At 70.3% G+C, this 21801-nt stretch carries 23 protein-coding genes; 18 read left to right on the top strand and 5 right to left on the bottom strand.

From position 1 onward, the window contains the following. Nucleotides 1–74: 74 nt before the first annotated feature. Both steA and LY12_RS24350 read left to right on the top strand, forming a co-directional pair. A complete protein-coding gene (steA, locus tag LY12_RS24355) occupies nt 75–1259 on the top strand; it encodes a putative cytokinetic ring protein SteA (protein WP_253859803.1) in 1185 nt (394 codons plus the stop codon). Further along, complete coding sequence (locus LY12_RS24350) at nt 1256–2206, top strand: copper transporter (protein WP_253859802.1); 951 nt, start codon at nt 1256–1258, stop codon at nt 2204–2206. Before steA ends, LY12_RS24350 begins: the two co-directional genes overlap by 4 nt. 183 nt (nt 2207–2389) lie before the next feature. On the opposite strand, the gene aroA is transcribed toward LY12_RS24350, so the two are convergent. Beyond that, on the bottom strand, nt 2390–3727 hold the full coding sequence (aroA, locus tag LY12_RS24345; RefSeq protein ID WP_308292169.1) for a 3-phosphoshikimate 1-carboxyvinyltransferase: 1338 nt from the start codon (nt 3725–3727) through the stop codon (nt 2390–2392). An 86-nt stretch (nt 3728–3813) separates the two neighbouring features. Here aroA and pyrG point away from each other — a divergent pair, with 86 nt between their 5' ends. After that, nucleotides 3814–5511 carry a CTP synthase gene (gene pyrG / locus LY12_RS24340; RefSeq protein ID WP_253859801.1) on the top strand — a complete coding sequence of 566 codons (1698 nt, stop codon included), beginning with the start codon at nt 3814–3816 and terminating at the stop codon, nt 5509–5511. Then, nucleotides 5508–6140, top strand: a complete 633-nt coding sequence (locus LY12_RS24335) for an NUDIX domain-containing protein (RefSeq protein ID WP_253859800.1) — start codon at nt 5508–5510, stop codon at nt 6138–6140. The genes pyrG and LY12_RS24335 overlap by 4 nt, the downstream gene beginning before the upstream one ends. 33 nt (nt 6141–6173) lie before the next feature. On the opposite strand, the gene LY12_RS24330 is transcribed toward LY12_RS24335, so the two are convergent. Continuing rightward, nucleotides 6174–6674, bottom strand: a complete 501-nt coding sequence (locus tag LY12_RS24330; protein ID WP_253859799.1) for a DUF1707 domain-containing protein — start codon at nt 6672–6674, stop codon at nt 6174–6176. A 133-nt stretch (nt 6675–6807) separates the two neighbouring features. Between LY12_RS24330 and xerD the strand changes: the two genes are divergently transcribed. The 6 genes from xerD to LY12_RS24300 all read left to right on the top strand — a co-directional run bounded on the left by xerD (nt 6808) and on the right by LY12_RS24300 (nt 12335). Beyond that, nucleotides 6808–7740: a site-specific tyrosine recombinase XerD gene (gene xerD / locus LY12_RS24325; protein WP_253859798.1), complete on the top strand. Its 933-nt coding sequence runs from the start codon at nt 6808–6810 to the stop codon at nt 7738–7740. Nucleotides 7741–7951: 211 nt separating this feature from the next. Next, complete coding sequence (locus LY12_RS24320) at nt 7952–8971, top strand: ParA family protein (RefSeq protein ID WP_253859797.1); 1020 nt, start codon at nt 7952–7954, stop codon at nt 8969–8971. Next, the gene (locus LY12_RS24315; protein ID WP_253859796.1) at nt 8968–9537 is read left to right on the top strand and encodes a cobyrinic acid a,c-diamide synthase; all 570 of its coding nucleotides are present in this window, start codon (nt 8968–8970) and stop codon (nt 9535–9537) included. Before LY12_RS24320 ends, LY12_RS24315 begins: the two co-directional genes overlap by 4 nt. After that, complete coding sequence (locus LY12_RS24310; protein WP_253859795.1) at nt 9537–10589, top strand: segregation and condensation protein A; 1053 nt, start codon at nt 9537–9539, stop codon at nt 10587–10589. The genes LY12_RS24315 and LY12_RS24310 overlap by 1 nt, the downstream gene beginning before the upstream one ends. Nucleotides 10590–10807: 218 nt before the next feature. Next, entirely contained in the window at nt 10808–11605 is a 798-nt protein-coding gene (scpB, locus tag LY12_RS24305; RefSeq protein ID WP_253859818.1) for an SMC-Scp complex subunit ScpB, read from the top strand. Further along, nucleotides 11595–12335, top strand: coding sequence for a pseudouridine synthase (locus LY12_RS24300; protein ID WP_253859794.1), 741 nt, complete (start codon nt 11595–11597; stop codon nt 12333–12335). Before scpB ends, LY12_RS24300 begins: the two co-directional genes overlap by 11 nt. 95 nt (nt 12336–12430) lie before the next feature. Here LY12_RS24300 and LY12_RS24295 read toward each other — a convergent pair whose 3' ends face one another. Continuing rightward, nucleotides 12431–12859, bottom strand: a complete 429-nt coding sequence (locus LY12_RS24295; RefSeq protein WP_253859793.1) for an organic hydroperoxide resistance protein — start codon at nt 12857–12859, stop codon at nt 12431–12433. A 145-nt stretch (nt 12860–13004) separates the two neighbouring features. Between LY12_RS24295 and LY12_RS24290 the strand changes: the two genes are divergently transcribed. Further along, entirely contained in the window at nt 13005–13616 is a 612-nt protein-coding gene (locus LY12_RS24290) for a TetR/AcrR family transcriptional regulator (protein WP_253859792.1), read from the top strand. Nucleotides 13617–13634: 18 nt separating this feature from the next. Here the strand turns inward: LY12_RS24290 and LY12_RS24285 are convergent, their stop codons facing one another. Together LY12_RS24285 and LY12_RS24280 are read right to left on the bottom strand one after the other, a co-directional pair. Then, complete coding sequence (locus tag LY12_RS24285) at nt 13635–14813, bottom strand: cation:proton antiporter (protein WP_253859791.1); 1179 nt, start codon at nt 14811–14813, stop codon at nt 13635–13637. 9 nt (nt 14814–14822) lie between these two features. Continuing rightward, nucleotides 14823–15305, bottom strand: coding sequence for a cation:proton antiporter regulatory subunit (locus LY12_RS24280; protein WP_253859790.1), 483 nt, complete (start codon nt 15303–15305; stop codon nt 14823–14825). Between the two features lie 169 nt (nt 15306–15474). On the opposite strand from LY12_RS24280, the gene mbhE reads away from it, so the two are divergent. The 7 genes from mbhE to mnhG are packed head-to-tail and all read left to right on the top strand — an operon-like array spanning nt 15475 to nt 21767. Then, nucleotides 15475–17838 (top strand): hydrogen gas-evolving membrane-bound hydrogenase subunit E, encoded by a 2364-nt coding sequence (gene mbhE, locus LY12_RS24275; RefSeq protein ID WP_253859789.1) that lies wholly within the window; start codon nt 15475–15477, stop codon nt 17836–17838. Beyond that, complete coding sequence (locus LY12_RS24270) at nt 17835–18404, top strand: MnhB domain-containing protein (RefSeq protein ID WP_372493627.1); 570 nt, start codon at nt 17835–17837, stop codon at nt 18402–18404. The genes mbhE and LY12_RS24270 overlap by 4 nt, the downstream gene beginning before the upstream one ends. Nucleotides 18405–18411: 7 nt before the next feature. Next, nucleotides 18412–18885, top strand: a complete 474-nt coding sequence (locus LY12_RS24265) for a Na(+)/H(+) antiporter subunit C (RefSeq protein WP_253859788.1) — start codon at nt 18412–18414, stop codon at nt 18883–18885. Further along, nucleotides 18882–20414, top strand: a complete 1533-nt coding sequence (locus tag LY12_RS24260; RefSeq protein WP_253859787.1) for a Na+/H+ antiporter subunit D — start codon at nt 18882–18884, stop codon at nt 20412–20414. Before LY12_RS24265 ends, LY12_RS24260 begins: the two co-directional genes overlap by 4 nt. Then, nucleotides 20414–21166 carry a Na+/H+ antiporter subunit E gene (locus LY12_RS24255; RefSeq protein WP_253859786.1) on the top strand — a complete coding sequence of 251 codons (753 nt, stop codon included), beginning with the start codon at nt 20414–20416 and terminating at the stop codon, nt 21164–21166. The genes LY12_RS24260 and LY12_RS24255 overlap by 1 nt, the downstream gene beginning before the upstream one ends. Further along, nucleotides 21163–21429 carry an MrpF/PhaF family protein gene (locus LY12_RS24250; RefSeq protein WP_253859785.1) on the top strand — a complete coding sequence of 89 codons (267 nt, stop codon included), beginning with the start codon at nt 21163–21165 and terminating at the stop codon, nt 21427–21429. Before LY12_RS24255 ends, LY12_RS24250 begins: the two co-directional genes overlap by 4 nt. After that, the gene (mnhG, locus tag LY12_RS24245; RefSeq protein WP_253859784.1) at nt 21426–21767 is read left to right on the top strand and encodes a monovalent cation/H(+) antiporter subunit G; all 342 of its coding nucleotides are present in this window, start codon (nt 21426–21428) and stop codon (nt 21765–21767) included. The genes LY12_RS24250 and mnhG overlap by 4 nt, the downstream gene beginning before the upstream one ends. The last annotated feature ends 34 nt before the right edge of the window (nt 21768–21801 follow it).

Genomic DNA, 21801 nt, shown 5'->3' with positions numbered 1-21801 from the left:
GGATGAAGGTGATCGTCGGCCGTTCCCGGCGCGTCGCCGCGGTTTTCGGCGAGTTCGTTTGCCAGTATCGAGCCATGAAACTCTCCGGCTTGCTCACCCGGGCCAAGGAAACGCTGCCCGGCATCAGCGGAGTGGCACGCGTCGACCGGCGCACCCGGGAGTTGTTGCGGCGGGTGGGCTCCGGGGACATCGTCGTGATGGACGAGGTCGACATCGACCGTGCCACGGCGGACGTGCTCACCGCGGCCGAGGTCGCGGCGGTCGTGAACGCCGCGCCGTCCATTTCGGGGCGCTTTCCCAACCTCGGCCCCGAGATCCTCGTCGAGGCGGGCATCCCACTGATCGACAACGTGGGATCCGACGTGGTGCAGCGCATCAAGGACGGCAGCAAGGTCCGCCTGTACGAAGGCACCCTGTACGCCGGGGACGAGGAGATCGCCTCCGGAACGGTGCAGACGGCCGAGAGCGTCGCCGACGCCATGATCGAGGCCAAGGCCGGGATGTCCACCCAGTTGGAGGCGTTCTCGGCCAACACGATCGAGTTCCTCCGCCGTGAGCGGGCGCTCATCCTCGACGGCGTGGGCGTGCCCGAGCTGCGCCTGCCGTTGACCGGCCGGCACGTGCTGGTCGTCGCGCCGGGCAACGAACACGCCGACGACCTCAAGGCGCTGAAGAAGTACATCAACGAGCATCGGCCCGCGCTGATCGGCGTGGACGCGGCGGCCGACACACTCCGCGAGCTCGGGTACACCCCGGACGTCGTGGTCGGCGATCCCAGCGGTATCGGCGCGCAGACGCTCAAGGAATGCCACGAGGTCGTCGTGCCGGCCCAGCCGGACGGCTACGCGCCGGGCGTCGAACGCATCCAGGACCTCGGGATCGGTGCCGTGACGTTCCCGGCATCGGGCAACTCGGAGGACCTCGCCCTGCTGCTGGCCGACACCCACGACGCGGGCCTCGTCGTCACGGTCGGGTTCCAGGCGACGCTGCGGGAGTTCCTCGACCACGGCCGGTCCGGGTCGAACCCGTCCACGTTCCTGACCCGGCTCAAGCTCGGCACGAAACTCGTCGACGGGAAAGCGGTCGCCACGCTGCACCGCAACCGCGTGTCGATGAGCGCCGTCGTGCTGCTGGTGCTGGCCGCACTGGCGGTCGTCGCGGCCGCGCTGCTCGTCTCCGACGTCGGCAGCGTGTACGCGGACTGGTTGCGCGACACCTGGAATTCGTTCGCGTCCTGGGTCAGGGGGCTGCTGTCGTGATCTCGCTGCGGTACCACATCGTCTCGATCGCGGCGGCGTTCCTCGCACTGGCGATCGGCGTCGTGCTCGGCTCGACCGCCCTGAACGGGCCACTGCTGTCCGGACTGTCGGACGAGCGCGGGGAACTGGCCGCCGAGGTGAGCGACCTCGAATCGCAACGGAACGCGTTGGAGGCACAGCTCGCCGACGCGGACGAGTTCGCAGGGTCGGTCGGCGGCAGTGTGGTCGACGGGCTGCTCGACAAGCGGTCGGTCGTGTTCATCACGACGCCGGACGCGAGTTCGGCCGACCGGGACGCGCTGACCGAACGGGTCGAGCAGGCGGGCGCCGACGTCACCGGTGAGGTCCAGCTGACGGAGGCGTTCACCGATCCCGGCCAGTCCGACCAGCTGCGGGAGATCGCCACGCGGCTGCAGCCGTCGGGAGCGCAGTTCCCGACGGCCGGGGACCCGGGCACGCTCGCCGGGGCGCTCGCCGGTTCGGTGCTGCTGCTCGACGGCGAGAACGCGAAACCCCAGGCGTCCGGTGACGAACGGCAGGCCGCGCTGTCCGGACTGACCGAGAGCGGGTTCGTCAACCCGAGCAAGGACTCGGTCAAACCGGCGCAGTTGGCGATCGTGCTGACCGGTGGTGAGGCCACGGGTGACGGGGCCGGCAACAAGGCCGCGACGGTGGCACGGTTCGCAGCCCAGCTCGACCGGTCCGGTGCGGGCACCGTGCTGGCCGGCAGGCAGGGCTCGTCGGGCGGCGCCGGTGCGGTCGGCGTGGCCAGGGCGGACACGGCGACCACGTCCGTGTTGTCCACAGTGGATAACGTTGGTGCGCACTCCGGCCGGATCGCCACCGTGCTGGCCCTGCGCGAACAGCTCGAAGGCGACGCGGGCCGCTACGGCACGGCGGGCAACGCCGAGGCGCCCGCACCGGGAGTGGACAAGGAGAGCCGCTGACGCGCCGGGACACGTACGGCACGCGGGCGAGCCGGCGGCGCACGCGTCCCCGTGAGTCGCGTCCTGCCGGGTCGCTGTGGCGTGCCGGTCAGCAGTCCGAGCGTCAGGCGGGCCAGGTTTCAGACGGGCCGGGTGTCCGACGGCGCTGAGTTCAGACGGCGCTGAGTTCAGACGGCGCCGAGTTCAGACGGCGCCGAGCATGGCGTGCCACGCGTCGACGAAGCCGGGGAACGTCTTGCCGACCGTGGCGGGGTTCTCCACCTCGACGCCGGACACCCGCAGGCCCAGCACCGCACCCGCCATGACGAGCCGGTGGTCGTCGTAGGTGTGGAACGTGCCCGCGTGCAGCGGCGCCGGGCCGATGACGAGCCCGTCGGCAGTCTCGCTGACCGCGCCGCCGAGCGCGGTCAGTTCGGTCGCGAGCGCGGCCAGCCGGTCCGTTTCGTGCCCGCGCAGGTGTGCCACGCCGGAGATACGCGAGGGACCGTCGGCGAAGCACAGCATCGCCGCGACCACCGGGGTCAGCTCGCCGACCTCGTGCAGGTCGAGCTCCCGGCCGGCCAGCCGGCCGTCGCCGCTCACGCGGAGCACGTCGGAACCGTCGGCGCCGCGCTCGAACACGGCCTCACCGCCGAGCTCGGCGACGAGGCTGCGCAGCCAGTCCCCCGGCTGGGTGGTTTCGCGTGGCCAGCCCACGATCCGGACCGTGCCGCCTGTCACCAGCGGCGCCGCGACGAACGGCGCCGCCGTCGACAGGTCCGGTTCGACGGCGTAGTCGGCCAGCGTCAGCGTGGCGGGCGGCACGTGCACCTCGCGGCCGCGGCGCTCCGGTGCCGCGCCGAACCGGCGGAGCATGTCGAGGGTCATGGCGATGTGCGGCTCGCTGGGCACCTCGCCGAGCAGCCGCACCGTCACGCCGTGGTCGAAGGCCGGTGCGGCCAGCAGCAGGGCCGACAGGAACTGGCTGGACGCCGACGAGTCCAGGTCGACCTCGCCGCCGCGCAGTCCGCCGTGGCCGTGGACGGTGAACGGGGGAGCGCCTGGCTCGCCGGGGCCGTCCTCGATGTCGGCCCCGAGCGTGCGCAGTGCGTCCAGCAGCGGTGACAGCGGCCTGCGGCGGATCGCGGCGTCCCCGTCGAAGTGGACGGTCCGCTCGCCCAGTGCCGCCAGCGCGGGCGTGAACCGCGCCACGGTGCCCGCGTTGCCCAGTACCACGTGGGTCTCGCCGTCGCCCTGCGTGAGCGGGCTGATACGCAGTCCGTCGGCCGTGTGCTCGGCCGTCGCCCCGAGTTCGCGCAGCGCGGCGAGCATCAGGCGGGCGTCGCGCGAATCGAGCGGTTCGCGCACCAGCGTGGTTCCCGCCGACAGTGCCGCGAGAACGCAGGCGCGGTTGGTGATGGATTTCGACCCGGGCACGCGCACCGTGGCACGGAGGGTGGCGTCACCTGCCGTGGCCGGTGTGGTCGCCGCCGTCGGGGCGGTCCAGGAAGTGGCGGTGGGCACGGGGTCGTCGGTGGACACGGAGTCACTGTCGCATGCGCGGCGCGCCACGGCGCGCGTGAGGCGCCTGCGCACGAATCCGGAAGCGTGAGTTAAGGTGGAAGCCCGTGGGACTTCAGCCGCGGACAACCAAGTACGTCTTCGTCACCGGAGGCGTCGCCTCCTCGCTCGGCAAGGGGCTTACCGCCTCCAGCCTGGGCCAGCTTCTCACCGCTCGTGGGCTCCGCGTCACGATGCAGAAGCTGGATCCGTATCTCAACGTCGACCCGGGCACCATGAACCCGTTCCAGCACGGTGAGGTGTTCGTCACCGACGACGGCGCCGAGACCGATCTGGACATCGGGCACTACGAACGCTTCCTCGACCGTGACCTCTCCGGTTCGGCCAACGTGACCACCGGCCAGGTGTACTCGTCCGTGATCGCCAAGGAGCGCCGCGGCGAGTACCTGGGCGACACGGTGCAGGTCATCCCGCACATCACGGACGAGATCAAGGCGCGCATCATGGCCGTCGCCGACGGTGACGGCAGCGGTAAGCGGCCCGACGTCGTGATCACCGAGGTCGGCGGCACGGTGGGTGACATCGAGTCGCTGCCGTTCCTCGAGGCGTGCCGCCAGGTCCGGCACGACGTCGGCCGGGACAACTGCTTCTTCCTGCACGTCTCGCTCGTGCCGTATCTGGCGCCGTCCGGTGAGCTCAAGACGAAGCCGACCCAGCACTCGGTGGCGGCGCTGCGCAACATCGGTATCCAGCCGGACGCGCTGGTGTGCCGCGCCGACCGCGAACTGTCCGACGAGGTCAAGAACAAGATCGGCCTGATGTCCGATGTGGACAGCGAGGCCGTGGTCGCCTGCCCGGACGCGCCGTCCATCTACGACATCCCGAAGGTGCTCCACGCCGAGGCGCTCGACGCCTACGTGGTGCGCAGGCTCGGCTTGCCGTTCCGCGACGTCGACTGGACGGTGTGGGGCGACCTGCTCGAACGCGTGCACAACCCGAGCGAGACGGTGCGGATCGCGCTGGTCGGCAAGTACATCGACCTGCCGGACGCCTACCTGTCGGTGACCGAGGCGCTGCGTGCGGGCGGGTTCGCCCACCACGCCAAGGTGAAGATCGTCTGGGTTGCCTCGGACGACCTGCTCACCGAGTCCGGGGCCGCCGCCGCTCTGTCCGATGTGGACGGAGTGCTGATTCCCGGTGGGTTCGGCATCCGCGGCATCGAGGGCAAGATCGGTGCGATCAAGTTCGCCCGCGAACGCAAGATCCCGGTGCTGGGGCTGTGCCTGGGGCTGCAGTGCATGGTCGTCGAGGCCGCCCGCAACCTCGCCGGTATCGACGGCGCGGACTCGGCCGAGTTCGACCCCGCGACCCGTCATCCGGTGATCTCCACGATGGCCGACCAGAAGGAGGTCGTCGCGGGGGAGAAGGACATGGGCGGCACCATGCGGCTCGGTGCCTACCCGGCGAAACTGCAGGCGGGTTCGCAGGTCGCGGCCGCCTACGGCGACACGGAGATCTCCGAACGGCACCGCCACCGCTACGAGGTCAACAACGCCTACCGTGCCCGGTTGTCGGAAGCGGGCCTGGTGTTCTCCGGCACCTCGCCCGACGATCGGCTCGTCGAGTTCGTGGAACTGCCCGCCGCGGAGCATCCGTTCTTCGTCGCCACGCAGGCACACCCCGAACTGAAGAGCAGGCCGACGCGCCCGCACCCGCTGTTCAGCGCGTTCGTCCGTGCGGCCGTCGATTACCACACCGCGGAACGGCTCCCGGTCGAGCTGCCGGAATCGGCGGGAACGCGGTGACGGAGCCGGGAACGCACGCGTTCGACGTGGTGTCCACGCAGGACATCCACATCGGACGCGTGGTGGGGCTGCGTATCGACGAGGTGTCGATGCCGGGCGGCGGCACGGCGCGGCGCGAGGTGGTCGAGCACCTCGGCGCGGTGGCCGTGTGCGCGGTCGACGACGACGGTGGCGTGACGCTCATCCACCAGTACCGCCATCCGGTGCGGGACCGGCTGTGGGAACTGCCCGCGGGCCTGCTCGACGTCGACGGCGAGGATCCCGTGGACACCGCGGCCCGCGAGCTGGTCGAGGAAGCGGGACTGACGGCGGCGCGGTGGGACACGCTCGTCGAGGTCGCCGCCTCGCCCGGCTTCACCGACGAGGTCGTGCGCGTCTATCTGGCACGCGAGCTGACGCCGGTGCAGCGGCAGGCCCACGGGGACGAGGAGGCCGACCTGACGATCACGACCGTCCCGCTGGCGGAGGCGGTCGGCATGGCGCTGGCCGGTGAGATCGTCAACGGTGCGAGTGTCGCGGGTGTGCTCGCGGCGCACGCCGTGCTGACCGGGCAACGCTCCCCGCGCGGGCCGCACGCCCCGTGGCGGCACCGGCCGATGACGTTCGCCGAACGGCTCCGCGACCGCTGACGCCCCGACTCGGCAGCGACGGCAGCGACGAGGTCAGTCGCGGAGTCGGCGGCCGTTGCCGTCGACTCCGCCGCGAGCCAGCAGCACGATCCCGTCGATGAACGGCCAGATCGAGCCCACGCCGAGCGTCAGCAGCGTCACCAGCAACTGGGCGAGCGCCAGGCCGGTGTGTCCCGTGTAGAACCTGCCGATGCCGAACGGAAGCAGGATCTGCAGTAGTCCGGCGAGGATCTTCGACTTGTCGGACGGCGGCAGCACATCGGCGGTGCGGCCGGCTGTGGGCGCCGTTCCGGGGCGGTGCACTGTCGGGGGAAGCGACTCGGGCGAAGGCCGGAGGAACGTCGGGTGCGGCGCGGGAAGGTCGTCGAACAGTCTGCTCAGGTCGGCACGCGTCCGGGCCGCGGCGGCCGAGCCCACGCGCTCCTCGTACTCGGCCATCGACAGCCGGCCGGAGCTGAAGTGCTCGGCGAGCACGCGGGAGGCTTCCTCCCGTTCCGCGTATCCGACGCGGAGCTCGTTCGGGTCCTGCGTCATGAGTTCGACGGTACCGTTTCGACGCCGGTTCGGACGGTCTTCGCAGGCGGGCGCCGTTCGCCCACGCGAACGAAAGGGAACAGGCCGGGGCGAATGTGCCTGCCGACGCGGCGGATCCGTCTACAGTGTCCGCGTGACACGCGCGCGAGGGTCCGTCGAGCAGGTCGTGGCGACCTATCTCGACCACCTCGCGGTCGAACGCGGCACGTCGAAGAACACCCTCGACGGATATGCCCGTGATCTGCGTCGTTACGTGGCGTTCCTGGAACGCCACGGCATCACCGAGCCGGCGGCCGTGGAGCCCGCGCACGTCGCCGAGTTCGGTGCGGTGCTGCGGGAGGGTGACGACGAGCATCGGCCGCTGGCGGCGTCGTCGGCGGCACGGGCCCTGGTCGCGGTGCGCGGGCTGCACAAGTTCGCCAGTGCGGACGGCATCACCGCCCACGACCCCGCCCGCGACGTGCATCCACCGGCGCCCGCACGGCGGTTGCCGAAGGCACTGCCGGTCGACGACGTGCTGCGCCTGCTCGCCACTCCCTCACCCGAAGGGGAGCGCCCGCTGCGGGACCGTGCGCTGCTGGAACTGCTGTACTCGACCGGCGCGCGCATCTCGGAGGCGGTCGGACTCGACGTCGACGACATCGATACGGGCGAGCGCACCGTACTGCTCGACGGCAAGGGCGGCAGGCAGCGGCTCGTGCCGATCGGCAGGCCTGCGCTGGAAGCACTCGACGCCTACCTCGTCCGTGCGCGTCCGGTGCTGGCCAGGTCGGGCCGTGGCACGGCCGCGGTGTTCCTCAACGCGCGCGGCGGCAGACTGTCGCGGCAGAGCGCGTGGCACGTGCTCAAGACCGCCGCGGAGCGGGCCGGCATCAGTGCGACCGTGTCGCCGCACACGCTGCGGCACTCGTTCGCCACCCATCTCATCGAAGGCGGCGCCGACGTGCGGGTGGTGCAGGAGCTGCTCGGGCACGCCTCCGTGTCCACCACACAGGTCTACACCCTCGTCACCGTCACCACGCTGCGCGAGGTGTACGCGACGGCCCATCCCCGCGCGCTCCACTGACGGTCCCGCCGCCGGTCGTACCGCGCCACCGTCGTACTGCACCGTCGCGCCACCGGCGGTCCCGGCGGCCTCGCCGATCGCGGCGTGTCCGGCCGCTACCGAGCGGCCGGTCGGTGACAATCGGCTCGCCGCGCGGCGAGCCTCTTTGCCGCTATGTCTACACCGCGAATAGGCTGACGGCGTTCTTGCCCCAAGGAGGAGCTTCCGCCCTATGTCGACCTCCCAGCAGCCGCGTTCCGAGTCCGGCGACACGACCGCCGGGGGCAGCGGTACGACCGCAGGCGCCACGTCCGAGCCCGCGGCAGGCCCCGGCTACTCCGGTGCGGCCGCGGCCGAAACGGCACCCGCCGCGGCCGGCGAGGACCAGACCGGCGGCAGGCAGACCGAGCAGACCGAGGAGGTCAAGCTCGGCCCGACCGGCAGGCCGCTGCGGGAGATCCCCGAACCCCCGGAGCTGCACCGTCACGGCCCGGCCACCGTGCTGGCCATGTGCAACCAGAAGGGTGGCGTGGGCAAGACCACGTCGACGATCAACCTCGGTGCCGCGCTCGCCGAGTACGGCAGGCGGGTGCTGCTCGTCGACTTCGACCCGCAGGGTGCCCTGTCGGTCGGCCTCGGCGTGCAGCCGCACGAACTCGAGCAGAGTGTCTACAACGTGATCATGGAGCGGTCGCTGCCGGTCGACAGCGTCATCCGCAACACGAAGCTCGACGGCATCGACCTGCTGCCGAGCAACATCGACCTGTCGGCGGCCGAGGTGCAGCTGGTCGCCGAGGTCGGGCGTGAGCACACGCTACTGAGGGTGCTGCATCCGGTGATGAAGCAGTACGACTATGTTCTTGTCGACTGCCAGCCGTCGCTGGGACTGCTCACCGTCAATGCGCTCACCGCGTCCGACGGCGTGATCATCCCGCTGGAGTGCGAGTTCTTCAGTCTGCGGGGCGTGGCGTTGCTGATCGACACCATCGATAAGGTGCGCGAGCGGCTCAACCCCAAACTGGACATCACCGGCATTCTCGCCACGATGTTCGACCCGAGGACGTTGCATTCGAAGGAGGTCATGGCGCGCGTGGTGGAGGCATTCGGCGACACCGTGTTCGACACGGTGATCAACCGCACCGTGCGGTTCCCGGAGACCACTGTGGCCGGCGAACCGATCACCAAGTGGGCTCCTCGCTCGGCGGGCGCGGCGGCGTACCGGCAGCTGGCACGTGAGGTGATCGGCCGGTGAGCAGGCGAGCATCCCTGCCCGGTGCGTCCGAACTGTTCCGCCGTACCAGCAACCCCGTGTTCGGCGACGGTGCCGTGACGCCCGCGGGCCCGCCCGCGCCCGCGTCGGCCCCGGAAGCCGAGTCGGTCGAGGAGACGGCGGCCGACACCTCGGCGCGGCCAGCCGGTGAGCAGGCTGCGGAGCCGGGCGCGGACACGGCCGGGAAGCAGGCCCCCGAGAAGCCGGCCGCCCCGGAGAGGTCGGCGAGGTCCGCGTCGACGACGTCGGACTCGGGCGGTCTGGCGAAGGCAGCCGCGGCGCGCCGCGGCTCGGGCAGGCAGAAGCACGACGCGAAGATCACCGTCTACCTGTCCGGTGACGAGCTGGTCGCGATGGAGCAGGCCCGGTTGGCGCTGCGTGCCTCGCACGATCTGGCGGTCGACCGCGGGCGGATCGTGCGCGAGGCGGTCGCCGTGCTGCTGGCGGACTTCGAGGCACAGGGCGAGGACTCGGTGCTGGTCACGCGGCTGCGCGGGGGCGACCTCGACGACCGCGGCGACCTCGACGAACAGGAAGCCCCGAACTGATGAACCACGGGGCACAGCCCCAGCCGGACGCCGACGACACACCGGACGCCCCGCACATTCCCACAGCCACCCCTGCAGCCGGTGACCGGACGGATCGCGGCGCGGTACCCGAGGCGCCTGCCGGTGGGAGCGGCGACGGCACCGGACACGGCACCGACAGCGGGAACGCCACCAGCGGGACCGCGCCGGCCGCAGGTGACGCCGACACCGGCGCCGCGGATGCGGGTGGCGGGGATTCCGCCGACGGCACACCGCGGTTCCAGGTGCGACTGGCGAACTTCGAAGGACCGTTCGACCTGCTGCTGCAGCTGATCTCGCAGCACCAGCTCGACGTCACCGAGGTCGCCCTGCACCAGGTCACCGACGACTTCATCGCCCACACCCGGTCGCTCGGCCAGGAATGGGACCTGGACGAGACCACCGAGTTCCTCGTCGTCGCGGCAACGCTGCTCGACCTGAAGGCCGCGCGGCTGCTGCCGTCGGCCGAGGTCGAGGACGAGGACGACCTCGCGTTGCTGGAGGCGCGTGACCTGCTGTTCGCGCGCGTGCTGCAGTACCGGGCGTACAAGCAGGTGGCGGCGCTGTTCGGCGAGCTCGAGGCCGGTGCGCTCCGGCGGTACCCACGGTCGGTGAGCATGGAGGAGCGGTATCTCGGCCTGCTGCCCGAGGTGATGCTCGGCGTCACTCCGGACAAGTTCGCCGACATCGCGCTCGGGGTGTTCCGGCCCAAACCCACGCCCGAGGTGTCGCTCGACCATCTGCACATGGGCAAGGTCTCGGTGCGCGAACATGCGGCCCTGCTGCGGATCCGCCTCGCGGAGCAGGGGAACGGCACGTTCCGTGGCCTCGTCGCCGACTGCGAACACACTCTCGAGGTGGTGGCGCGGTTCCTGGCGCTGCTCGAGCTCTACCGGGAGAAATCCGTGAATCTCGAGCAGGAGGAGGCACTGGGCGAGCTGCACGTGCGCTGGACGGGCGGCTCGGTCGAGGAGGCCACGGCGCGGGCCGAAGTCGACCGGGCTGCCGACAGGGACGACGAGGAGTACGGGTGAACGAGCCACACGACACCGATGCGCGGCCCGGCGCCGAAGCCGCCGCCACCGACAGCACGGCCGCCGACACCACGGCCACCGCCACCGACAGCACGGCCGCCACGGACGATCCTGCGGCCCCGGAGGGCGTGGGCGACACCGGGTGGACGGAGGCTCACGACGAGTCCTTCGGCGACGAGACCGTCGACACCGACCGCTCCGCCGAGGTCGCCGCTGAGATCGCCGCTGACGGCGAAACCGACGGCGGGGGCCCCGCCGACAGCGACGGCGCCCTCGACCGTGGCAGCGACGCCGCAGGCGACGAGGACCTCGGTCCCGGCGGCACTGTCACAGGCGGGGACGCCACCGCCTCCGACCCCGCCGATCCCGATCTCACCGACTCCGATCTCACCGACCCGGACCTCGCTGACGGCGATGCGGAGGGCGGGGACACGAGCCTGACGACGGTGGCACAGGACCGGACGCTGCCCGACGTGTCCGACTACGACACGCTGGTGTCGGCGCTCGAGTCGATGCTGCTCGTCGTCGACGCGCCGGTCACGGAGGAGACCCTGGCCGGTGCGCTGGAACAGCCGGTCGACCGGGTCACCGAGACGTTGCGCACGATGGCCGAGGACTACACCGACCGCGGCAGCGGGTTCGACCTGCGCCGGTCGGCGGAAGGCTGGCGGTTCTACACGCGCGACACGTATGCCCCGTTCGTGGAGAAACTGCTGCTCGACGGCCAGCGGTCGAAGCTCACGCGGGCAGCGCTCGAAACGCTCGCGGTTATCGCGTACCGGCAGCCGGTGACGCGGTCGAGGGTCGCGGCGGTACGCGGTGTGAACGTCGACGGCGTGATCCGTACTCTCGTACAGCGCGGTCTGATCGAGGAGAGCGGCGCCGACGGTGAGTCCGGCGGCACGCTGTACGTGACGACCGAGTTGTTCCTGGAGCGGTTGGGCCTGGAGTCGTTGAACGACCTGCCGCCCATCGCACCCTTGCTACCCGAGGTGGATTCGATCGATGACATCTAGCAACCCCGAAGGGGTTCGCCTGCAGAAAGTGCTCGCCCAGGCGGGCGTCGCGTCGCGGCGCGCGTCCGAGGAGCTGATCGCGCAGGGCCGGGTGAGCGTGGACGGCGAAACCGTGCGGGAACTCGGCAGGCGCGTGGACCCGGACACCGCCGTGATCCACGTCGACGGCGAACGCCTGATCGTGGACGACACGCTGGTGTATCTCGCGCTGAACAAGCCCAAGGGCGTCCACAGCACGATGTCGGACGACGAGGGCAGGCTGTGCGTGGGCGACTACGTGCGGAACCGCAGGGAACGCCTGTTCCACGTCGGCAGGCTGGACGTCGAGACCGAGGGCCTGCTGCTGCTGACCAACGACGGCGATCTGGCGAACAAGCTGATGCACCCGTCGTTCCACGTGCCGAAGACGTACCTGGCCGAGGTCGACGGTGCGGTTCCGCGGGGTCTCGGCAAACGGCTGCGCAGCGGGATCGAGCTCGACGACGGGCCGGTGCGGGTGGACGAGTTCCGGGTCAAGGACATACAGGCCGGGCGGACGCTGGTGGAACTCGTGCTGCACGAGGGGCGCAAACACGTCGTGCGCCGGTTGCTGCGCGAGGTGGGCCACCCGGTGCGCAAACTGGTCCGCACCGCGGTCGGCGGCGTCCAGCTGGGGCAGACCAAACCCGGCGCCATCCGCAAGCTGAACCGCAAGGAGATCGGCTCGCTGTACAAGGCCGTCGGTTCGTAAACCCGATTGCGCTGCGCCCGTCGCGGCGCAACCGGCTCGGACGCGGCCCCGCACGTCGACCACGTGCGGGGCCGCGTCGCCGTGCCGGCGGTCGTTCAGGCGACGGTGGCCTCGACGGTCACCGGAATGTTGCCGCGCGTGGCGTTGGAGTAGGGGCACAGCGCGTGGGCGGCCTCGGTCAACTCATCGGCGGTGGCCTGATCGACGCCCGACAGTTCGACGTGCAGGTCCGTGGCGAGACCGAACCCGCCGCCGTCCTGGGACCGCAGCTGCACCTCGGCGATCACCGCCGAGTCGCTGATCGTCGTCTTGCGTTCGGCAGCCACCGCCTTCAACGCGGAATGGAAGCAGGCCGCCCAGCCGGCCGCGAACAGTTGTTCCGGGTTCGTGCCGTCGCCCGCACCGCCCATCTCCGTGGGGACCGCGAGCGTGACATCGAGTGCCTCGTCGTTCGTGGCGGCCCTGCCGCCACGCCTGCCGTCTCCCGTGGATGTGGCGATCGCGGTGTACACGGCGTCTGACATGGGGTTCTCCTCCTCGCCTTGGCCCGATATAGAGCTTCGACCTGATGTAGACTAACTAGTACGTCTACGACGGTACATCGAACGGGACCGCTGGTCACGCGCTGCGCGCGGCCGGCGGGAGGACCGTATGACGGGAGGAATACCGATGGCGCCGCGAACGAGCGAGCGACGGGCCGCGGGAGCGGCGCCGGGGCGAGCGCAGCTGCCGGTGCGGGATCGGATCCTGGACGTGGCGGACGAGTTGTTCTACGCCGAGGGCATCCGCGCCGTCAGCGCCGACCGGATCATCGCCGCCGCGAGCGTGAGCAAGGTGACGTTCTACCGGCACTTCCCGACGAAGGACGACCTGGTCGTCGCCTACCTCGAACTGCGCGCGTCCGTCGAGCGCGAAGCGGTCGAGGTGCTCCGCGTGCGGCACGCGGGCGACCCGGAGGGCCTGCTCACCGCGTTGGCACAGCAGCTCGCGGCCGTCAGCTGTGCTCCCGGGTTCCGCGGCTGCCCGTACATCAACGCCGCCGCCGAGTACGCGGACCCGGAGCACGTCGTGCGACGGGCCGTGGCCGCCCACCGCGCGTGGTTCGCCGGGCTGCTGCAGGAGCAGCTGGGCGAGCTCGGCGTCACCGACCCGGCCGTTCCCGAGCAGCTGATGATGCTGCGTGACGGGGCGATGGTCCACGGCGACCTGGGCGGCTCCGGCGAGACACGGGCGCAGACGCTCTTGGCCGCAGGCCGCGCGATCATCCGCGCGGCACGCTGAGCCGGGGACGGATGCGGGTCACGAACCGGTCGTCGCCGGACGTGGCTGCAGGCGCCGGGCCACCGGCTCGACGACGCGGGCCGCTGTGGGGCCGAGGATCGCCATCAGCAGCACGTACGCCGTGGCGAGTGCGGCGAGCTCGCCCTCGACGGCGCCCGCGCTCACCGCGAGCCCGGCGATGACGATGGAGAACTCCCCGCGAGCCACGAGTGCCGCACCCGCTCGTGCCCGGCCGAGCCTGCCGACTCCGGAGCGCCGCGCTGCCCACCACCCGGTGCCGATCTTCGTCATCGTCGTCACCGCCGCGAGCACGACGGCCCAGGCCAGCACCGGCGGGATCGACGCGGGATCGGTGTTCAGCCCGAACACGACGAAGAACACGGCCGCGAACAGGTCGCGCAGCGGTTCCAGCAGCCGGGTGGCGTTCTCCGCGGTCGACCCCGAGATGGCGATGCCGAGCAGGAACGCGCCCACGGCCGCCGACACCTGCAGTGCCTGTGCCAACCCCGCCACCAGCAGTGCGGCGCCGAAGACGCGGAGCAGGAAGACCTCGCGGTCGTCACTGTCCACGATCGCCGACACGAACCGCCCGTACCTGATCGCGATCACCAGCACCACCGAGATGACCAGCAACGAGACACCCACGGCCGTCAGGCCGCCCAGCAGGCTCACCCCGCCGAGGACCGCGGTCAGGATCGGCAGGTACACCGCCATCGCCAGGTCCTCGAACACCAGGATCGACAGCACGACCGGGGTTTCGCGGTTACCGAGCCGTCCCAGGTCGCCGAGGACCTTGGCGATGATGCCGGACGAGGAGATGTAGGTGACACCGGCGAGCACGAGTGCGCCGATCGGGCCCCACCCCAGCAGCAGCGCGACCACCGCGCCCGGCGCCGCGTTGGCCACGATGTCGACGACGCCCGCCAGCCAGGAGCGTTTCATCCCGCCGACGAGTTCGGCCGCCGAGTACTCGAGCCCCAGTAGCAGCAACAGCAGCACGACGCCGATCTCGCTGGCCAGGTGCGTGAACTGGCCGATGTCGCCCAGCTCGATGACGCCGCCCTCACCGAAGAACAGCCCGCCCACCAGGTACAGCGGGATCGGTGACATGCCGATCCGCTGTGCGACCCTACCGAGGGCGCCGAGCAGGAAGAAGACCGCGCCGAGCTCGATGAGAGCGAGTGCGGTGTGGTCCACGGCGGGCCGTCACCCCTGGTGGAGGATCTTCGTCGCCGCGTCGAGTCCCTCCGCCGTGCCGACGGCCACGACGAGGTCTCCCGCCGTGAACACGAAGTCCGGAGTGGGGGACGGATGGATCTGGCCCGCGCGCATCACCGCGACGACGGACACGCCCGTCCGGGTGCGGATCTCGGTGTCGGCCAGCGACCGGCCGTCGTAGGGCGACGCGGACTTGATGGTCAGCTGGCGCGTACTGATGCCGGGCAGCTCCTTGTGTTCCTCCGTGAGCTGCGCGACCAGCTGTGGTGCCCCGAGCAGGTTCGCCAGCGCACCGGCCTCGTCGGGCGTCAGCGGCAGCGACGCCTGGCACGCGTCGGGGTCGTCCGACTTGGAGACGATGAGGTCGGTCGTGCCGTCGCGGTGGCTGACGACGCCGACTCGGCGGCCGTTGCCCGCGACGAATTCCTTCCGGACACCGATGCCCGGCAGTGGAGTCACTTCGACGTTCACGCCTCCACCGTAACCCTCGCGGAGCGGGGACGGTCCTCGCGGACGGTGCCGACGCACCGGCCGATGCGTCGGCGAATGCATCGGCAGTCCATTTCGGCCGGTCGCGCGGAGTGATCACCCACTTCGTAGGATGTGGGTACGGCGGGTCGAGCGAGGGCGGTGAAACCGGGTGCTGGTGGCGATCTTGGCGCACTTCGCAGTCGCCGCGGTCGTGCCGCTGATCGCCCGCCGCTACGGCAGAGCGGCCTTCGTCGTCGGCGCCCTGGCGCCGGCTGCAACCCTGGTCTACGCACTGTTCAGGGGTGGTGAGGCCGTCAGTGGTGCTCCGCCGCTGGAGACACTGGCCTGGGCGCCCGTCATCGGCCTCGAGTTCACTGCCCGCCTCGACGAACTGTCCCTGTTGCTGATCCTGCTGATCAGCGGCATCGGTGCCGTCGTGCTCGTCTACTACTCCCGGTACGCCAAGCCCGGCGATCACCGGACAGCTGCGCGGGACTCGGCGCTGCTGGTGACGTTCGCCGGCGCGATGCTCGGACTGGTCCTGGCGGACGACGTCATCTCGCTGTACCTGTTCTGGGAGCTCACCACGGTGTGCTCGTTCCTGCTCGTCGGCGGGGACGGTGTCGCGAAACGACTGCGCACCTCCGCGACGCAGGCGCTGCTGGTGACGACTCTCGGCGGGTTGGCGATGCTGCTCGGACTGATCCTCCTGGGCACCGCCGCGGGCACGATGCGGATCTCGGAGATCCTGGCCGCCCCACCGTCGGGTGGCATCGTGACCGCGGCACTCATGCTGGTCCTGCTCGGTGCGCTGACCAAGTCCGCGCAGGTGCCCTTCCACCCGTGGCTGCCGAGTGCGATGGTCGCGCCGACACCGGTCAGTGCGTACCTGCACGCGGCCGCGATGGTGAAGGCGGGTGTGTACCTCGTCGCCCGGTTCTCGCCGGCGTTCGCCGACCATCCCGCGTGGTGGATTCCCATCGTCGTGTGCGGGCTGTGGACGATGCTGCTCGGCGGGTTCCGCGCGCTGCGCCAGTACGATCTCAAGACGCTGTTGGCCTACGGCACGATCAGCCAGCTCGGTTTCCTCATGGTCATGCTCGGATCCGGCACCTGGATGTCGGCGCTCGCGGCGGGCACGCTGATCCTTGCGCACGGCCTGTTCAAATCCGCGCTGTTCCTGACCGTGGGCATCATCGACAAACGTGCGGGCACTCGGGACATCCGGGAGCTGTCCGGTCTCGGCAGGCAGTGGCGGGTGCTCACGACCTTGGCGACGTTCGCTCTGCTGTCCATGGCCGGCCTGCCGCCGCTGCTGGGTTTCATCGGCAAGGAGGTCGCGCTCGAGGCGCTGTTCGAAGGTGGCACCGTCGACCGTGTCGTGGGCGTCGGTGTCGCGGTCGGTTCCGTACTGACGGTGGTCTACAGCCTGCGTTTTCTCCGCGGCGCGTTCGGCACCAAACCCGACATGGCTCCGTCGGCTCCCGTGCCGTGCGGACGCATCATGACCGGCATGGTGGCTGTTCCCTCACTCGCCGGACTCGCCCTCGCGATCGTGCCGGACGTGATCGAGCCGATCGAGGCAGGCTACGCCGACCGTTACGGCAGTGACCCGGGATATCACCTGGCGTTGTGGCACGGCATCACACCCGCGCTGATGATCAGCGTCGGCATCGTCGTCGCCGGTGTCCTCGTGCACCGCTATGCCGGTGTGCAGCGGCTCGGCGGACACATTCCCGCGCCACTGCGTGCGCAGAGCTGGTACGGCAGGTCGATCGACGGTCTCGAGGCCCTGGCACGGGGTGTCACCGGTCGTATCCAGGTCGGTTCCCTACCGGTGTACCTGGGCGTCATCCTCACCACGCTCGTCGTCGTCCCCGGCGCAGGGCTGGTCGCGGGCGACGTCGGGTTCGGGGAGCTGCGGCTGTTCGACAACTGGCTCCAGGTCCCGATCACGTTGCTGGTGCTCATCGCCGCCGGCACCTCCTTGCTGGCCCGACGTCGGCTCACCGCGGTGCTGCTCGCGGGTGTCGTCGGATACGGAATCGGCGCGTGGTTCGTCGTCGACGGTGGTGCCGACCTCGCGCTGGCGCAGTTTCTGGTGGAGACGCTCACGCTCGTCGTGTTCGTGTTCGTCATCCGCCGCTTCCCGCCCCGCTTCAGCGAGGACAAGGCGTACGTGCACGGCCGTTGGGTGAAGGCGGCCATCGCCGGAACCGCGGGCACGTTCGTGGCGGTGCTCGCAGTGCTGTACTCGGGCTACACCGAGGGCATGCCGGAGGCGAGCCGACAGTACATCGAGCGTGCCGAGGACGAGACGGGCGCGACGAATGTGGTCAACGCGATCATCGTCGACTTCCGCGCTTTCGACACGATCGGTGAGATCACCGTGCTGGCAGTGGCGGCCACCGGCGGGGCCAGTCTCATCCTGGCGAGGTCGCGGAGACGCGGGGGCTCCGGCGAGCGCCCCGCAACCGGGGGTTCCGGTGCCGCAGACGACACCGCGGGTGAGGCGCCGGAGGTGAGGTCGTGAGCGATCGCCCTGACGACGCACGTAAGCCTGTGCCGTGGACGGAATGGGACACGCCCCGCGAGCGCTGGCTGATGACCGAGCAGGACGCCTACTCGTGGCCACGGTCGATGTTGCTCGAGGTCCTGGCCCGGGTCCTGTTCCCGACGGTGCTCGTGTTCTCCGTGTATCTGCTGCTCGCCGGGCACAACAACGCGGGCGGAGGCTTCAGCGGTGGATTGGTCGCGGCGCTGGCGTTCGTGCTCCGCTATGTCGCCGGCGGCAGTGCCGAGCTGTCGATGATGGTGCGGGTGCGTCCTCCCGTGGTCATCGGCACCGGCCTGGCCATCGCCGTGCTCACCGCACTCGCACCGGTCCTGCTCGGCGACCCCGTGCTCGCATCGGCGGTCTGGAAGCTGCACCTGCCCGTCCTGGGCGAGCTCAAGATCACGTCGAACCTGCTACTCGATCTCGGCGTCTATCTGCTGATCATCGGTGTCGTCGTGGATCTGCTGCGCACCATCGGTGCGGGCACGGAGGTCGGCGGCCCCGGTGTCGACGACGAGGAGCTCGAGGAGGAGAGAGGGTGAGGTGGTCGTGACCATCAACATCACCATGGCCGTGACTCTCGCCGGCCTCTACTCCATCGGTTTCTACCTGCTCATGCAGCGCTCGTTGATGCGTGTGATCCTGGGCATCGTAATTCTCGGCCACGGGGCGAATCTGTTCCTGCAGGTGGCGGGCGGCCCGCCCGGTGAGCCGACGTTCGCGGGCACCGCCGTGCTCGAGGCGATGGTCGACCCGCTCCCGCAGGCGCTCGCGCTCACGGCGATCGTGATCACCTTCGCGCTCACGACGTTCCTGCTCGCGCTGGCCTACCGGTCGTGGGCGCTCCTCGGCCACGACGAGGTTCAGGACGACGTCGAGGACCGCCGTATCGCCGCGGCCGAACGTGCCGCCCGGGAGGTCGAGGAGGAAACGCCCGAGAGTGAGCGGGTCGCCGGCTTCGAGGCGCCGGAGGCACCGGAGAGCCGGCCCGGTGAAGACGACGAGGAGGCCCGGCTCCGATGACCTTCCTCGTCGCACTTCCCGTGTTGCTGCCGTTGTTGGCGGCGGCACTCTCACTGGTCGCGGGCCGCTCTCCACGCGTGCAGCGACTGATGGGCGTCGTGGTGCTGACCGTCATCGCCGCGGTCGCCGCGGTACTGCTCGTGCGTGCCGACAGCGAAGGGCCGGTTGTCCTGCGCCTGGGCGGGTACGGTCCGCCGTTCGGGATCACCCTCGTCGCCGACCGGCTGTCGTCGTTGTTGCTGCTGGTCTCCGCGCTCGTCACGCTCGCCGTGCTGATCTTCTCGGTCGGCCAGCGCATCACCGACTTCGGGCGGACAACAGCCTCGACCGCGTTCCACCCGATGTACCTGGTGCTGTGCGCTGGCGTGTCCCTGGCCTACCTGACCGGCGACCTGTTCAACCTGTTCGTCGCGTTCGAGATGATGCTCGGCGCGTCGTACGTGCTGATCACCCGGCGAGTCACCGCCCAGCGAGTCCGGCCGAGCATGACGTACGTGATCGTCAGCCTCACGTCGTCGCTGCTGTTCATCACGATGATCGCCCTGGTGTACACGGCGACGGGCACGGTCAACCTCGCAGCGATGCCGGACAAGATAGCGGCACTGCCCGCGGGGGTGCAGTCGAGCCTCGCGCTGTTCATCGTCATCGTCTTCGGTATCAAGGCGGCAATCGTGCCGCTGCACTTCTGGTTGCCCGACAGCTATCCGACGGCACCCGCGCCGATCACCGCCGTGTTCGCGGCACTGCTGACGAAGGTCGGCGTGTACGCGCTGATCCGTACGCAGACGCTCGTGTTCGTGCACGAGGACAGCTGGGCCGTATTACTCGGTGTGGCGCTCGTGACGATGCTCGTCGGAGCACTGGGAGCGATCGCGCAGAACGACCTCAACCGTATGCTGTCGTTCCTGCTCGTCAGCCACATCGGATACATGCTGTTCGGCCTGGCGCTGTTCACCGTGATCGGGCTGGCCGGTGTGATCCTCTACGTCGTGCACCACATCACCGTGCAGGGCGCGTTGTTCCTGGTCAGTGGTCTCGTGACGCGGCACACCGGCACCGTGTCGTTGCAGGCGATGTCCGGGGTCGCCAGGGGTTATCCACTGGTGGCGGTGCTGTTCGCGATTCCAGCGATGAGCCTGGCCGGCCTTCCGCCGTTCTCCGGGTTCGTGGCCAAGATCGCCCTCCTGCAGGCGGGTGCGGAGGTCGGCACTCCGATGGCGATCGCCGTGACCGCCGGCGCCGTCGTGACGAGCCTGCTGACGCTGTACGCGGTCACGAAGATCTGGGTCGGCGCGTTCTGGGGCCCCCCGGCCGAACCGTTGCCCGACGACGATCCGAACGACGACGTGACGGTGGGAACGGGCTCGACCTCGACGGCCATGCTCGGTGCGACCGGCGGCCTCGTCCTGATCAGCGTGCTGATCGCCGTGTTCGCCGGTCCCCTCGCAGACATGAGCGAGCGCGCCGCCAACGACCTGCTGCACGACGAGGGCTACCGCTCCGCCGTGCTCGGTGAGGGGGACGGCTGATGTCGAGGCGCAGCACGCACGGAACCCGCGTCGCGCCCTCACTGGTGATCTGGCTCGTCGTCGTCTGGATGCTGCTGTGGGGCACGTTCGACGTGGCGACGGCGGTGTACGGCCTCGTCGTTGCGCTCCTCGTTCTCGTACTGTTCCCGTTGCCGTCGCACCGATGGAACATCTTCCGTAGGCCGTGGCGGCTGGTCGTGCTGACCGTGTACGTCCTGGCCGACCTGTTCGGCTCGGCGCTGCGGTTCGTCGCGGACACCGTCCGGAACTCGGCCAAGGTGTCGGCGGCGATCATCGCGGTTCCGGTGCTGTCCGACGTCGACCACATCATCGCCTCGGCCGCGAATGTCGTGTCGCTCGCGCCGGGCAAGTTCGTGCTGCAGATCGACCGGCCCGGCGGTATCTGGTACGTGTACGCGAGCGGGGTGCGTACCGCCGAGGATGCCCACAAGGCATACGACGACGTGATCGACATGCAGCGCGTCGCCGTGTGGGCGTTCGGCGACGAGACGGAGGCACCTGCGGCGCGAAGCCGTGCCCAGGAGGCCAAACGGCAGCGGGACCGCTCGGCGGTTCGCAAGCCCCAACGGCCGTCCCCTATCGAGGCGGTCGCCGCGTCGGAGGCCCAGTCCCGCGGCGCTGAGTCCGGTGACGCCGAGTTCCACGGGGCCGCAACCCGGGAGAACGACCACGACCGTGACGGCGGGGACGACCCCGGTGACTTCGACGAGAACCGGCGGGAGGGCCGATGACCATCGTATTCGCGATCACGTTCGGCCTGCTCGGGCTGGCAGGCCTGCTGACGTTGCTGCGCATCGTGCGCGGCCCGCGCACCCTCGACCGGATCCTCGCCGTGGACGTGCTGGTGGTGTTGATCGTCGCGGGCACGGCGGTGGGCATGGCGATGTCCTCCCGTGGCATCTACATCGCCCTGATCGTGGCGGTCGCGCTGCTCGGGTTCGTGGGCACGATCTCGGTGGTGCGGCTCGTGGAGCGCAGGGAGGAGTACCGATGAGCGTGCGGGACTGGATCAGTGCGGTGCTCCTCGTCTCGGGGGCGCTGTTCTGCGTGATCGGGGCGTGGGGCATGGTGCGGCTGCCGGACACGCTGAGCAGGCTGCAGGCGGCGACGAAGCCGCAGACACTCGGGCTGCTGCTCATCCTCGCGGGCACGGCGGTGCGCCTCGAACCGCACTTCGCGGTCGGCCTTGTGCTCGCGGGGCTGTTCCAGGTCATCACCGCGCCCGTGCTGTCGCAGCTGTTCGGGCGGGCCGCCTACCGGACCGGCGGCGTCGACCGTTCGACACTCGTGGTCGACGAGCTCTCCCAGCGCCTGCGTGCCGGGCGGGAGTGACGACCGGGCAGAATGGGACGGCAGCACAGCGCGG

The organism is Prauserella alba, assembly GCF_024171735.1.
Taxonomy (GTDB): Bacteria; Actinomycetota; Actinomycetes; order Mycobacteriales; family Pseudonocardiaceae; genus Prauserella; species Prauserella alba.
The sequence above is the reverse complement of the archived record's forward strand: the minus strand, read 5'-3'. Positions and strand labels throughout refer to the sequence as shown.